15 protein-coding genes are annotated in these 14,084 nt (G+C 60.4%); 6 read left to right on the plus strand and 9 right to left on the minus strand.

The features are described from left to right. The first annotated feature begins 239 nt into the window (after positions 1–239). The gene (gene rpsT / locus J3Q04_RS21495) at positions 240–518 is read left to right on the plus strand and encodes a 30S ribosomal protein S20 (protein ID WP_020798646.1); all 279 of its coding nucleotides are present in this window, start codon (positions 240–242) and stop codon (positions 516–518) included. A gap of 185 nt (positions 519–703) precedes the next feature. On the opposite strand, the gene J3Q04_RS21500 is transcribed toward rpsT, so the two are convergent. From J3Q04_RS21500 to rplU, 5 genes are all read right to left on the minus strand, one after another. Then, entirely contained in the window at positions 704–1,168 is a 465-nt protein-coding gene (locus J3Q04_RS21500; RefSeq protein WP_420767647.1) for a CreA family protein, read from the minus strand. Between the two features lie 9 nt (positions 1,169–1,177). Continuing rightward, complete coding sequence (gene proB, locus J3Q04_RS21505) at positions 1,178–2,296, minus strand: glutamate 5-kinase (RefSeq protein ID WP_420767648.1); 1,119 nt, start codon at positions 2,294–2,296, stop codon at positions 1,178–1,180. Between the two features lie 235 nt (positions 2,297–2,531). After that, positions 2,532–3,755: an Obg family GTPase CgtA gene (gene cgtA / locus J3Q04_RS21510; protein ID WP_039593902.1), complete on the minus strand. Its 1,224-nt coding sequence runs from the start codon at positions 3,753–3,755 to the stop codon at positions 2,532–2,534. Positions 3,756–3,946: 191 nt separating this feature from the next. Beyond that, a complete protein-coding gene (gene rpmA / locus J3Q04_RS21515) occupies positions 3,947–4,204 on the minus strand; it encodes a 50S ribosomal protein L27 (protein WP_053153633.1) in 258 nt (85 codons plus the stop codon). Between the two features lie 35 nt (positions 4,205–4,239). Further along, positions 4,240–4,554: a 50S ribosomal protein L21 gene (gene rplU, locus J3Q04_RS21520; RefSeq protein ID WP_003176051.1), complete on the minus strand. Its 315-nt coding sequence runs from the start codon at positions 4,552–4,554 to the stop codon at positions 4,240–4,242. Positions 4,555–4,806: 252 nt separating this feature from the next. On the opposite strand from rplU, the gene J3Q04_RS21525 reads away from it, so the two are divergent. The 3 genes from J3Q04_RS21525 (at position 4,807) to J3Q04_RS21535 (ending at position 6,778) form a co-directional block, all read left to right on the plus strand. Continuing rightward, positions 4,807–5,775 (plus strand): polyprenyl synthetase family protein, encoded by a 969-nt coding sequence (locus J3Q04_RS21525; protein WP_420767649.1) that lies wholly within the window; start codon positions 4,807–4,809, stop codon positions 5,773–5,775. A 199-nt stretch (positions 5,776–5,974) separates the two neighbouring features. Then, a complete protein-coding gene (locus J3Q04_RS21530; protein WP_420767650.1) occupies positions 5,975–6,316 on the plus strand; it encodes a zinc ribbon domain-containing protein YjdM in 342 nt (113 codons plus the stop codon). A 204-nt stretch (positions 6,317–6,520) separates the two neighbouring features. Further along, positions 6,521–6,778, plus strand: coding sequence for a PA4570 family protein (locus tag J3Q04_RS21535; protein WP_003205743.1), 258 nt, complete (start codon positions 6,521–6,523; stop codon positions 6,776–6,778). Between the two features lie 89 nt (positions 6,779–6,867). Here J3Q04_RS21535 and J3Q04_RS21540 read toward each other — a convergent pair whose 3' ends face one another. From J3Q04_RS21540 to J3Q04_RS21555, 4 genes are all read right to left on the minus strand, one after another. Beyond that, positions 6,868–7,485: an FKBP-type peptidyl-prolyl cis-trans isomerase gene (locus J3Q04_RS21540; RefSeq protein ID WP_003205746.1), complete on the minus strand. Its 618-nt coding sequence runs from the start codon at positions 7,483–7,485 to the stop codon at positions 6,868–6,870. Positions 7,486–7,604: 119 nt separating this feature from the next. Beyond that, complete coding sequence (locus J3Q04_RS21545) at positions 7,605–8,093, minus strand: TIGR00645 family protein (RefSeq protein ID WP_420767651.1); 489 nt, start codon at positions 8,091–8,093, stop codon at positions 7,605–7,607. Positions 8,094–8,203: 110 nt separating this feature from the next. Next, positions 8,204–8,545 (minus strand): hypothetical protein, encoded by a 342-nt coding sequence (locus tag J3Q04_RS21550; protein WP_420767652.1) that lies wholly within the window; start codon positions 8,543–8,545, stop codon positions 8,204–8,206. A 318-nt stretch (positions 8,546–8,863) separates the two neighbouring features. Next, positions 8,864–11,302, minus strand: coding sequence for a Lon protease family protein (locus J3Q04_RS21555; protein WP_434562228.1), 2,439 nt, complete (start codon positions 11,300–11,302; stop codon positions 8,864–8,866). 274 nt (positions 11,303–11,576) lie between these two features. Here J3Q04_RS21555 and J3Q04_RS21560 point away from each other — a divergent pair, with 274 nt between their 5' ends. Then, the gene (locus tag J3Q04_RS21560; protein WP_420767654.1) at positions 11,577–12,065 is read left to right on the plus strand and encodes a DUF3015 domain-containing protein; all 489 of its coding nucleotides are present in this window, start codon (positions 11,577–11,579) and stop codon (positions 12,063–12,065) included. 88 nt (positions 12,066–12,153) lie between these two features. Then, positions 12,154–14,007: an Lnb N-terminal periplasmic domain-containing protein gene (locus tag J3Q04_RS21565; protein WP_434609482.1), complete on the plus strand. Its 1,854-nt coding sequence runs from the start codon at positions 12,154–12,156 to the stop codon at positions 14,005–14,007. Positions 14,008–14,084 lie beyond the last annotated feature (77 nt).

A 14,084-nucleotide genomic window follows, 5' to 3' on the forward strand; every position in this document is an offset into this window, starting at 1 on the left:
CTGTCGATAAACAGCAGGCGAACAATGCGCCCACTTGTGCGATACTCCGCGCCGCTAAACAGCACAGCGCCAAAGCCCGCGAGTTTACAGGTCGCACGCCGGAAAGAAATCATTCGGTGCGCCGCACCTGCCATTCAGCGGAACGTGTCACCCGCCCTTGACAAGACCTCAACTCATCGGCATGATTCGCGGCCTATTTTGTTTGCTATTTCCTAAAAAGTCTTTCGAGGAGCTCGACGGTGGCCAACTCACCTTCCGCCAAAAAACGTGCAAAACAGGCTGAGAAGCGTCGCAGCCACAACGCCAGCCTGCGTTCCATGGTCCGTACCTACATCAAGAATGTAGTCAAGGCCATCGACGCAAAAGACGCTGAAAAAGCACAAGCTGCTTACGTTCTGGCTGTGCCAGTTATCGACCGCATGGCCGATAAAGGCATCATCCACAAGAACAAGGCTGCTCGCCATAAGAGCCGCCTGAATGGCCACGTAAAGGCCTTGAACGTTGCCGCTGCTGCCTAAGCGACGCGCTCGTTAAAAAACCGACCTCAGGGTCGGTTTTTTATTGCCTGGGATTTATCAACCACACAGCAAAAAAACTGTGGGAGCGAGCTTGCTCGCGAATGCTGTCTGCCAGCAGCATTGATGCCACCTGACACACCGTATCGCGAGCGGGCTCGCTCCCACACAGGGGCATTGAGCGTAGGTTATTGAGCCCGAGCCCACGGCAGGATCGGAATCGCCGTCACCGCATTTTGCGGGCTGCCCTCGATCACGCGATCGCTATAGACCAGATACACCAGCGTATTGCGCTTCTTGTCGAGGAACCGCACCACCTGCATGGTCTTGAACACCAACGAAGTGCGCTCGCGGAACACCTCTTCGCCGTCCTTGAGGTCGCCCTTGAAGCTGATGGGCCCGACCTGCCGACAGGCGATGGACGCCTCGGCGCGATCTTCGGCCAGGCCCAGACCGCCTTTAACACCACCGGTCTTGGCTCGCGACAGGTAACAGGTCACGCCGTCCACCTTGGGATCGTCAAACGCCTCGACCACGATCCGATCGTTCGGCCCGACAAACTTGAACACCGTAGAGACCTGGCCGATTTCCTCGGCCGAAGCCAGCAGCGGCAGTGCCAGTAGCAAACCGATCAATCCTTTTGCCATACCCATGTTTTTTCCTTAGACGAGGATCAGGTTGTCACGGTGGACCAATTCGGGCTCCGCCATGTAACCCAACAAGCCGACGATCGCATCAGACGACTGGCCGATGATTTTCTGCGCTTCCAACGCGCTGTAGTTGGCCAGGCCGCGGGCGATTTCGCGACCGTCCGGCGCGACGCATACCACCATCTCGCCGCGACGAAAACTGCCCTGGACCAGCTTCACGCCCACTGGCAGCAAACTCTTGTTGCCCTGGGACAAGGCCGACACCGCCCCCGCATCCAGCACCAAGGTGCCACGGGTTTGCAGATGCCCGGCCAGCCATTGCTTGCGTGCCGCCAGCATGCCGCGCTCGGGCGACAACAATGTTCCGATACGCTCGCCAGCCTTCAGGCGATCCAATACACGTTCCAGCCGACCACCCACGATAATCGTATGCGCCCCGGAGCGGGCCGCCAGGCGCGCCGCGCGCAGCTTGGTCTGCATGCCGCCACGCCCCAAAGCCCCGCCGGTGCCACCCGCCACGGCATCCAGCGCCGGATCATCGGCGCGGGCCTCGTAGATCAGCTTGGCGTCGGGATTGTTGCGTGGATCGGCATCGAACATGCCGTCGCGATCCGTGAGGATCACCAGCAGATCCGCCTCCACCAGGTTCGCCACCAGCGCGGCCAGGGTGTCGTTGTCGCCAAAACGGATTTCGTCGGTGACCACCGTGTCGTTCTCGTTGATCACCGGGATAACCTTCAGCTCGACCAACGCCCGCAACGTACTGCGGGCATTGAGGTAGCGCTTGCGGTCGGACAGGTCGTCATGGGTCAGCAGGATCTGCGCCGTGTGGCGACCATGCTCGGCGAAGCTCGACTCCCAAGCCTGGACCAGGCCCATCTGGCCGATGGCGGCGGCAGCTTGCAGCTCATGCATCGCGCTGGGTCGCGACGTCCAGCCCAGGCGACTCATGCCGGCAGCCACGGCCCCGGAAGAGACCAACACCAACTCGACACCCGCCTCATGCAAGGCCACCATCTGTTCGACCCACACCGCCATAGCCGTGCGATCCAGGCCCTTGCCATCCGCCGTCAGCAGTGCGCTGCCGATCTTGACGACCCAGCGCTGCGCACCCGTCACCTTGCTCCGCATTTTCTTCAACCTTTGCCAGCGAACGGCGCGACCCAGCGCCGCCCATGGGATTATTCGTATTTGCGTTTTACAGATACCAAAACGCCGCTCGATTGAGCGGCGCCTTGGAAACCGGCTGACTGCGATGATAACACCGCCCTGGACCAGTTAATGCCAGCCACACGAGAATCCTTGTGGGAGCGAGCCTGCTCGCTCCCATAGGTTTTGCCCTCAAGCGGCCGGTATCAGCACAAGATCAGTCGCGGACGTAGATGATCTCCGGACCGTCCTCGTCATCCACATCTTCTTCGTCCCAATCGTCGTCACCGATGTCATGGACCGACTTGACGCCACTGCGGCGCAAGGCACGCTGGTCGTCCAGCGCCTGCAACTGGGCGCGCGCCTCGTCTTCGATGCGCTGGTCGAGCTCGGCCAGCTCTTCCTTGTAGGCCGGGTCGTTGGCCAGGCGATCGGCGCGATCTTCCAGGTAACGCATGATGTCGTGGCACAGACGCTCGGTGTTTTCCTTGGCGATGGCCGAGATCACGTAGACCGGACCTTCCCACTCCAGGCGATCGACGATCTCCTTGACCCGCTCCTCGTGCTCTTCCTCGAGGATCTGGTCGCACTTGTTCAGCACCAGCCAACGGTCGCGCTCGGCCAGGGCCGGGCTGAATTTGGTCAGCTCGTTGACGATGACCTCGGCAGCATCGGCAGCACTGGTTTCATCCAGAGGCGCCATGTCGACGAGGTGCAGCAACAGGCGGGTACGGGACAAGTGCTTGAGGAAGCGAATGCCCAGGCCGGCACCCTCGGAAGCGCCTTCGATCAGCCCCGGAATGTCGGCGATCACGAAGCTTTTCCAACGGTCGACACTGACCACGCCCAGGTTTGGCACCAGGGTGGTGAACGGGTAGTCGGCCACTTTAGGCTTGGCCGCCGACACCGAGCGAATGAAGGTACTTTTACCGGCATTCGGCAGACCTAACAGACCCACATCGGCCAACACTTTCATTTCCAGCTTCAGGTCACGCTGTTCGCCGGGCTTGCCTGGCGTGGTCTGGCGCGGCGCGCGGTTGGTACTGGATTTGAAACGGGTGTTGCCCAGACCGTGCCAGCCACCATGGGCCACCAGCAAACGCTGGCCGGCCTTGGTCAGGTCGCCGATGACTTCCTGGGTGGCGGAATCGATCACCGTGGTACCGACCGGCACGCGCAGGATCAGGTCTTCGCCCTTCTTGCCGGTGCAGTCGGTGCTGCCACCGTTGGAGCCACGCTCGGCATCGAAGTGCCGGGTGTAACGGTAGTCCACCAGGGTATTGAGGTTTTCATCGGCGAGCATGTAGATCGAGCCGCCGTCGCCCCCGTCACCACCGTTGGGGCCACCGTTTTCAATGAATTTTTCCCGACGGAAACTCATGCAGCCATTGCCGCCGTCGCCAGCCTTTACTCGAATCGATACTTCATCAACAAACTTCATGACACACGCCTCTCGCCGTACGGACGAGCCGAAAAAAACAAGACATAAGACTCTTGCAAAAATGAGCGCAGCGACCTCAAAACACGCCCCAACCGCAGCGCCGACAGCCCATACAAACAGTTTTGCAAGAGACTCACCCCACAAACGAAAAAGCCCCGTCGCAAGACAGGGCTTTTCCAGCGGTCTCGCAATTAAGCTGCGATAACGCTTACGTAACGACGACCGAAGGCGCCTTTTACTTCGAACTTGATCACGCCTTCGATTTTAGCGAAGAGGGTGTGATCCTTACCCATGCCAACGCCGTAGCCAGCGTGGAATTGGGTGCCGCGCTGACGCACGATGATGTTGCCCGCTTTGATAGCCTGGCCGCCATACATCTTCACGCCAAGGCGTTTGGCTTCTGAGTCGCGACCGTTACGGGTACTACCACCAGCTTTTTTGTGTGCCATGAGTTCAATTCTCCTAGTGAGGAATTAGGCTGAAATTAAGCCTGAATACCGGTGATTTTGATCTCGGTGTACCACTGGCGGTGGCCCATACGCTTCATGTGGTGCTTACGACGACGGAACTTGATGATGCGGACTTTATCGTGACGACCTTGGGAGATCACTTCAGCCACAACGGTAGCGCCAGCAACGACTGGAGCGCCGATATTCACGTCATCGCCATTGGCGACCAACAGAACGCGATCAAAAGTCACGGATTCGCCGGTAGCGATTTCCAGTTTTTCGATCTTCAGGTATTCACCTGGGGCGACCTTGTATTGCTTGCCACCAGTAACGATTACTGCATACGACATGGTATTTCTCCGATAATCCTGCTCACCCAGCGCTTTATAAGAAGAGGTATTGGCTGGCATGGCTGCATGGGCTGGAAGGCCCGGATGCAATTGCGTAAGGCAGGTGCTGCCCAGGAAGTTCAGGGTGCGCGATTGTACGCAAGCTGACCGAGCCTTGCAAGTGGCCGCCCCGCACTGTAGAAGCATGCGCCTTGACACCTGCGGACGTGGGTCCTAGCATGCCGCGCAACCCTTCTGGAGCGCCTGTCGCTGATGCAACCCCAAGCTTTCTACCGCGCAGTGGCGGACGATTTTAGTGCCGTCGACGGTATCATCAAGAAGCAGCTGACGTCCCGCGTGCCGCTGGTATCGAAAATCGGCGACTACATCACGTCGGCCGGCGGCAAGCGCCTGCGTCCTTTATTGGTGCTACTGTGCGGCAAGGCACTGGGTCGCGAAGGCGACGACATGCGCCTGCTCGCCGCCACCATCGAATTCCTGCACACCGCGACCCTGCTGCATGACGACGTCGTCGACATGTCCGGCATGCGCCGTGGCCGTTCGACCGCCAACGCCATGTGGGGCAACGCCCCGAGCGTGCTGGTGGGTGATTTCCTGTACTCGCGCTCGTTCGAAATGATGGTCGAGCTGGGCTCGATGCCGGTAATGAAGATCCTGTCCCAGGCCACGCGCATCATCGCCGAAGGCGAAGTGCTGCAGTTGTCCAAGGTGCGCGATGCCAGCACCACCGAAGAAACCTACATGGAGGTCATTCGCGGCAAGACCGCGATGCTCTTCGAAGCCTCGACCCACAGCGCCGCCGCCCTGGCCGGTGCCACCGCCGAGCAGAGCGAAGCCCTGCGCACCTTTGGCGACCACCTGGGCGTGGCCTTCCAGCTGGTGGACGACCTGCTGGACTACAAGGGCGACGCCGAGACCCTGGGCAAGAACGTCGGTGACGACCTGGCCGAAGGCAAGCCGACCCTGCCGCTGATCTACACCATGCGTGAAGGCACACCTGAACAGGCAGCTTTGGTACGCCAGGCGATCCAGAAAGGCGGGATCGAGGACCTGGAGAGCATCCGGATCGCGGTCGAAGCTTCCGGATCGCTGGAATACACCGCGAAATTGGCCCAGGACTACGTCGCCCGCGCAATCAAGTGCCTCGACGCCCTACCGGCCAGCGAGTACCGCGATGCGCTGGTGGAACTGAGCGAGTTTGCGGTCGCCCGCACCCATTGATTGCATGAAAACGGCGAGCTTTTGTGGCGAGGGAGCTTGCTCCCGCTCGGTTGCGCAGCGACCGCAAGTGCCATAAGGGGGCGGCTGCGCAGCCCACCGGGAGCAAGCTCCCTCGCCACAAAAGCCCCGTATCACCCTCCTGGCAACAAAACCCTATACAATGTGCGCCCTTTTGCCCTCCTGATACCAAGGAACCTTAGTGAGCACGTTGCCTCCCTGCCCGAAATGCAATTCCGAATACACCTACGAAGACGGTACCCAGCTGGTCTGCCCGGAGTGCGCCCATGAATGGTCCGCCGGCGGCGAAGCGCAAGCGCCATCCGACGACATCGTGAAGAAGGATTCGGTCGGCAACGTCCTGCAGGACGGCGATACCATTACCGTGATCAAGGACCTCAAGGTCAAGGGCACTTCCCTGGTGGTCAAGGTTGGCACCAAGGTCAAGAACATCCGCCTATGCGATGGCGATCACGATATCGACTGCAAGATCGACGGCATCGGCCCGATGAAGCTTAAATCCGAGTTCGTCAGAAAAGTCTGAATCTGTTGTATTTCCCATCCCATGCCCCGCGTGGGATGGTGCTTGTCTTCCCCCTCCCCAACCCTATTTTGTGCGACCCCACGGGATTCCAACCCGCTTGGGCTTTCAAAACCCATCGTCAGAAAAAAACCGTTGCGCCAATAGAGACTTGCTATTTAGCGAATAAGAATTATTCTCATCGAACCCATCAAGGAGATGAGAACCATGACTTATTTGATCGATGCCTGGCTGGACCGTCCACATCCCTACCTGAGGATCCTGCACCGGGAAACCGGGGAAGTCTGTGCGGTGCTTGAAGAAGAAGCCTTGAATGAGCTGCAGGACCAGGGGGATCTGGACCTCAACAGCCTCAACTCCAGCGAACCGCTGGTGCTAAAGGAGTTGGTGCGAAACCTGTTCCTGTTCTGCTACGCCCGGGCGTTGCGCCCAACGGGTGATTTCAGCGGCAGATTCCATGGATGAGCATAAATAACCTGTGGGAGAACCTGTGGGAGCGATGGTGCGGCTCGCTCCCACAGTTTTTTGTCCGGCTGTAAAAACCGGACAGGGTCTTACAATACGTCCAACAGCTCGACGTCGAACACCAGCACGCTGTGCGGCGGGATGCTGCCAACGCCCTGGGCGCCGTAGGCCAGCTCGCTAGGCACGTACAAACGCCATTTACTGCCGGCGTTCATCAGTTGCAGCGCCTCGGTCCAGCCAGGAATCACGCCGCCTACCGGGAATTCGGCTGGCTGGCCACGATCGTAGGAACTGTCGAACACAGTGCCGTCGATCAGGGTGCCGTGGTAATGGGTGCGCACCTGGTCTTCACGGGTCGGCTTGGCGCCTTCACCCTGGGTCAGCACTTCGAATTGCAGGCCGGAGGCCAGGGTGGTGATGCCTTCGCGCTTGGCATTTTCAGCCAGGAACGCACGACCTTCGCCCGCAGCGGCCTCAGCCTTGGCGGCGGCTTCCGCTTGCATGATTTCACGGATGACCTTGAAGCTGGCGGACATCTCGTCCTGGCCCACGCGGCTTGGCTTGCCGGCGAACGCGTCGGTCAGGCCGGCCAGGATCGCGTCCAGGCTCACGCCCGGTGGCGGATTGTCGCGCAGTTGGTCGCCCAACTGACGGCCAATGCCGTAGCTGACGCGTGTTTCGTCGGTGGACAAGTTAACTTCGGACATGATGCTGCTCCGCTGTGCGGACGGCCCGGGAAGTTGCCGTGCGTACACAGCGCCTCCCGGAGCGCCCGGAACCAAAAGGGCGAGCAGACTAGCACAGATGCCGCAGCGCGTGACGAACCTCAGTGCTTGGTCAGCTTGTCCAGATACCCCATGGCGAAGGCCGACACCACGAACGTCATGTGGATGATCACGTACCACATCAGGTGGTCGGGATCGACATTCTTGGCATCCATGAAGATACGCAACAAATGGATGGAAGAGATGGCTACGATCGACGCGGCCACCTTCATCTTCAGGGATGAAGAGTCCATGGTGCCCAGCCAGTTGAGCTTTTCCTTGTCGGAATCGATGTCCAGTTGCGAGACGAAATTCTCATAGCCGGAGATCATCACCATGACCAGCAAACCGCCCACCAGCGCCATGTCGATCAGCGACAGCAGTACCAGGATCAGCTCGGACTCGGCCATGGAAAACACGTTGGGGATGACGTGAAAGACTTCCTGGAAGAATTTCAGCGCCAGGGCCAGCAAGCCCAGAGACAGCCCGAAGTAGATCGGCGCCAGCAGCCAACGGGAGGCGTACATTGCATTTTCGATAAAGCGTTCCATTGAGTCTCACACCAGGGCTGAAAAAACGCGGCGAGTATACCAGCCACGCCCCTACCGACAAACGCCGGTCCGGCCTGCGGATCTACTGGCGGAGCATGCCCTTGGACGACTCACTGAAGCGGACGAAACTCGAAACCGCCAACGTTGCGACAACGCCCTCCGTTGATCTCCCGCAGTTGCGCCTGCATGTGCAGGGACCAGATCTGCGGATCGTCGGCCAGTTCATAACCGTGGGTTGTCAGGCTCTGGACGATGGTGTCGAGTATGGTTTCTGCGGCGGTCGGCCCGGGAAACGGCCCCTGGGCCTTGATGGCGGAAGGTTGCTCACCGGCCATTCCGGCGGCGAAGAGCACGGTCCACATGCCCGTGTCTCCAGCGAGCGGACGGACAGCACATTCAATGCGGGTCACCAGGCCCAGGCACTGGCGGGTAAGGCAAAGGTTGCGCGACATGGCGGCGCCCCTCGGTAGATCCGGTATTCAGCCCAGGCGGGGCTGTTTCGATCCAATGATGGCTCTCGTTATCCTTGAACTGAGGATAGGAGAAAAGTTCCGGCGGCGAAGGATTTCGAAACCAGAATGCGCCGAGCGGTCACAGTGTGAATATTGACGCCAAACTGGTGGCGCATTAAGAAAATGATCCACAACAAAACAGTGTGGGAGCGAGCCTGCTCGCGAAGGCGGATGGACAGCAACAATGATGTCGACTGTCCATCCGCTATCGCGAGCAGGCTCGCTCCCACAATTAGGTTTCCGATATCGAGAAAATCCTCAAGCCGGCTTGGCCTCCGCCAGCGCCTGCTGCGCCAGTTCCTTTTCCGCCTCCTTGATATCGTCCTCGCTGATCATTTCCGCGATAACCCGCAGCCGCTCCACCACGCGCGCATTGACGCTGCCCTCCGGGAACTCGCCGTTCTCGTCCGGCTCGCCCGCGGGTTCGCCCACCAGCAGGCTCAGGGCTTCGTCGGCCTGGCGCACGGCGTAGACGTGGAATTGCCCGGCGCGCACGGCGGCCAGCACTTTTTCATCGAGCATCAGCGTCGCAACGTTGGCCTGGGGAATGATCGCCCCCTGCTCGCCTGTCAGCCCGCGGGCTTCACAGAGGCGGAAGAAGCCTTCGATCTTCTCGTTGACCCCACCCACCGCCTGCACTTCACCAAATTGGTTGATCGAGCCGGTGATGGCGAAGCACTGCTTCAATGGCGTCTTCGACAAGGCCGAGATCAGCGTGCAAGCTTCGCCGAGGGATGCGCTGTCGCCGTCCACATAGCCGTAGGACTGCTCCAGGGCGATGCTGGCCGAGATCGCTAGCGGGAATTCCTGGGCATACCGGCTTCCCAGGTAGCCGGTAAGAATCATCACACCCTTGGAGTGGATCGGCTGGCCGAGGTTGACCTCTCGCTCGATGTCGACGATACCGCTGCCGCCGGGATATACCGTGGCCGAAATGCGCGCCGGGACACCGAACGCAGAGTCGCCCACCTCAAGTACCGTCAACCCGTTGCACTTGCCCACGGCCGCGCCGTCGGTGTCGATGAGGATGATCCCCGCCAGCATGTCGTCGAGGATTCGCGCCGAGACACGCCCGGTGCGGGTTGCCTTGGCCTTCAAGGCGCGCTCGATGTGACCGGCATCGGTCATCTCGTCACCGGCCAGTTGGCGTATGAAATCCGCCTCGCTGACCAGTTGGAAAAGGTCACCGATACGCGCCGAAAGGCGTCCCTGGTGTTCGGCCAGACGCGCACTGTAAGTCGCCAGGCGCGCCACCGCATCGGCGGTCAGCGGCGCCATGCCCTCTTCCGAGGTGCGTGTCTTGAGCAACTGGGCAAACTGCTCCAGGCTCTCGTCGCCCATCGGGATGTCTTCATCGAAGTCCACCAGTACGCGAAACATTTCCTGGAAATCCGAATCCAGGTCCTGCAAGGCGTAATAGAGCTGGCGCGCGCCGATGATCACGACCTTGACCTGCAACGGGATGTGCTGCGGCGTCAGGGTGACCGTCGCCAGCCGCCCCAACTCGCCCAGTGGCGACTCCATTTTCAGCTTGCGCGACTGCAGGGCACGCTTGAGCGCATCCCACACGAACGGCTCGCCGAGCATCTTTTCCGCTTCCAGGATCAGAAAACCACCGTTGGCACGGTGCAAGGCGCCTGGGCGCAACTGCCGATACGTGGTGTAGAGCGCGCCCTGGTCGGTGCTGTACTCGATGCGCCCGAACAGGTTGTCGTAGGTCGGGTGCGGCTCGAACACCACCGGCGCGCCACCGCTCGCCGGATGGCCGACGACCAGGCTCGGCGCGTATTGCTCTTCCAGCAGCTTGCGGGCGACGGCGTCGGTCTTGCTGTCGTCCACCAGTTGTTCGACCACGGTCTTGAGCAGATAGACCTGCATGGCTTGCAGATACCCACAAACCGCGGCGTTCTCGGCGTACTTTTCCGACAACGGCGCCAGCAAAGGCTGTAAGGCCAGGGTGATGGTTTCTTCGTTGAGCTGACGCAACTGGTTGTTGGATTCGCGTTTCCACTGCGGGAGGCTGGCGAGCTCTTCGTTCAGGCGCTCCTCCAGGCCGGAAATATCTTCGTGGAACCGCTCGCGCTCGGCCTCCGGCAGTTGGGCGAACTCCGCCTCGTCCAGCGCCTTGCCCTCGCTCATCGGCGTGAACGCGATGTTGCTGCTGTCACGGTACAGCGCGACATCCTTTTCCAATGCCAGGCGCTCGATCACATCGAGAGCGCGGTCGTAGCGCTGGTTGAAGGCGCGGTCGATGGCGCTTTTTTTCTGCTGGTAGGACGGGTGCTCGAACACGGCCGGAAAAGTCGCCAGCAGATTGTCGATAAGGCCATTGATATCGCCGATGAACGTGCCCGCCGTACCCGAGGGCAGCTCCAGGGCGCGTGGCTCGCGAGGCTCATCGAAGTTATTGACATAGACCCAGTCCGACGGGGTCTGCATGCGCTTGCCTTCGGCCTTGAGGTAGCGCTTGACGAAAGAGAACCGGCCAGTACCGGGCTCACCCATGACGAATACGTTGTAACCGGGGCGTGGCATCGCCACACCGAACTGCAATGCTTCGACCGCACGCTCCTGGCCAAGCACACCGCGGAAGGGCTCCAGATCATTGGTGGTAGAGAAGCTGAACTGTTCAGCGGAAAACGGACGGGTCAGCGCTTCGGGCGCTAGACGCAAGCTGGCAGCAACAGGATCAGGCATCGGGCTTCCTTACATCAGGCGGGGCAGATAGCGGCATTCTGGCGCTGCCTATACCTGACTGGCAAGGAGCGTCTCAGGCCAAAGCATAGTCGAGGGAAAAACCCAGCGCAGAGCCCCGCAAGCAACGTGTTTGCAGTAATGTTTTTGCAAAATGTCACGGAACCCTCGGATCGTGCCTAAACTCCAAACTGCGCGGCTGGAACAATAACCGGCCCACTGGCTCCTGTAGGGGCCAGACCCTGTCCATTGGTATGCACATAAAGAGAACATAGCTATGAAACGGATTCTTCTCGGTACTCTCTTCACCGCTGTATCCATCAACGCCATGGCTCAGGCGCCGGGCGGCCCGGATTGCGGTTGGGGCAACATGCTGTTCGAAGGTCAGCGTGGCACCCCGGCCCACTTCCTCGCATCCACCACCAACGGCACCTCCGGCAACGCCACCTTCGGCATGACCTCCGGCACCAACGGCTGCTCGACCAACGCAGCACTGACCTACGGTGGCAAGTCCTGGCTGGCCATGAATGGCATGATGAACGAGCTGTCCGAAGACATGGCCAAGGGTCAGGGCGAAGCGCTGACCACCTACGCCGTGGTACTGGGTGTGGCGCCGGAAGATCGCGCTCACTTCTCCGCTGTGACCCACGAGCACTTCCAGCAGATCTTCAGCAAGGCTGACGTGACCGCAGAAGACGTGCATGCCAACACCCTGGCCATTCTGAAAAACGACCCTCGCCTGGCCAAGTACGCGACTCAAGCTTAAGCTCGACACCACTCGCTCCTTTCGGGGAGCGGGTTTTCTTTCTGGGGCCCTCTCGGTCTTTATTTTTCGATCTTCCAAGTAGCCGACTATGCTCAAACGCCTTGCCTGGCTGGCGCTCTGTGTGTGCGCCCCGCTATCCGCCGCGCCTCATGTCGACCCTCAACGTTTGCAGCAACTGGCCAATGACCGCTTCTGGATTTCCCTTGGCCACTACGAAACCGCCAAGCTCGGCGGCTGGCGCAGCTACATCAGCGACAAGAAATTCTTCCTCGCACCCGACGGCAACGAGCATCCCGACCGCGAACTGACCGCCACGCTGCAAGCCCTGTACGGCCCGGCCAGTGCCGGCCAGCAGCATGTCCAGTGCGTGTACCCGGCGCGTACCCGCTGGCTGAAGGCGCAGCTCGACCTGACGGACCTGCCCTCGGTCAATTGCAGCGATTACACCCAATGGTTCAAGGACGTTTCGCCCCACAGCGCGGTGATGATCTTCCCGGCCGCGTACCTGAACAGCCCGTCATCGATGTTCGGCCATACGTTGCTGCGCATCGACCAGGCCGATGTGCAAAGCGACAAGACCGCGCTGCTCAGCTACGCGATCAACTTCGGCGCCTACATTGAAGGTTCGGATAACAGCATCCTCTACGCCTGGAAGGGCCTGATGGGCGGCTACCCTGGCCTGTTCGCCCTGGTGCCGTACCAGGAAAAACTCTCCGAATACCGCAGCCTCGAGAATCGCGACCTATGGGAATACCGCCTGAACCTGAGCCAGGCGGAAACCGAACGGATGGTCGAGCATGTGTGGGAGCTCAAGCAGATCCAGTTCGACTATTTCTTCTTCGACGAAAACTGCTCCTATCGCCTGCTTGAATTGCTGCAAGTCGCCCGTCCCAGCCTGCGCCTGACCGAACAGTTCCCGCTCACGGCGATCCCCACCGACACCGTCAAGGCGGTGAAAGAAGCCGGGCTGGTGGAAAGCATCCAGTACCGCCCGTCCCGGGAGCGAGAGTTGCTCAGCCGCGCCGAACCGCTCAGCGATAATGAGCAGCAGTGGGTTTTGAAGGTCAGCGCCGACCAGCAACAATTGCAAACGCCCGACTTCAAGGCGCTACCGCGCGAGCGCCAGGCGCTGATCATCGATGCCGCCTACCGCCTGGAGCGTTATCGCGCCAACGGCCAGGAGCGCGATCCACAGCGGGCCCAGCGCAGTTTCGAGCTGCTGAGGGCGATCAACCAGAACCCCGCGCCGGAACTGGACATCCCACAGCCGGGCCTTCCGGAAGACGGCCACGAATCGCGCACCTGGCAGGCCGGCCTGGGTACGCGGGGTGACCGTGCGTTCGGTGAGTACGGCCTGCGCATGGCCTATCACGACCTCAACGACAACGCCGAAAGCTTTCCGCTGGGGGCGCAAATCGAGATCCTTCAACTAAAGCTGCGCCAGTACGAAGGCAACGACTGGCAAGTGCAGCAGCTGGACCTGGCGACCATCCGCTCCCTGACCCCGCGCAACGAGCTGCTGCAACCGTTGTCCTGGCAGGTCACTGGTGGCCTGGAGCGGGTGCCGGGCAAACATGACGATGAAACACTGGTCAGCCACGTCAACGGCGGCGCGGGCGGCACTTGGGCGCTGGGCGAAGATGTACTGGGCTTTGCACTGGGCACGGTGCGGGTCGAACACAACAACGATTTCGCTCAATTCATCGCCCCGGCCGCCGGATTCAACAGCGGCGTGCTGTGGAAAAACCCGCTGGGCAACCTGAGCCTGGAAGCCAAGGGCGATTACTTCGTTAATGGCGAGGTACGCCGTAGCCTGAGCCTGAACCAGCAGTGGGAATTGTCCCGCAACCTGGGCCTGCGCCTGAGCGCCCAGCGAGAGTTCAGCCACTTGGCCTCGCCAGAGAACGAGGTGATGCTCGAGGTGAAGTGGTACCACTACTGAACGAACGGATTGATCACCGCGCTTTCACACCTTTCTGACGAATCCGCTTCTAGACTTCTTTTATGAGTGGATCGGGC

This window comes from Pseudomonas sp. D4-21 (genome assembly GCF_051132125.1).
GTDB lineage: Bacteria > Pseudomonadota > Gammaproteobacteria > Pseudomonadales > Pseudomonadaceae > Aquipseudomonas.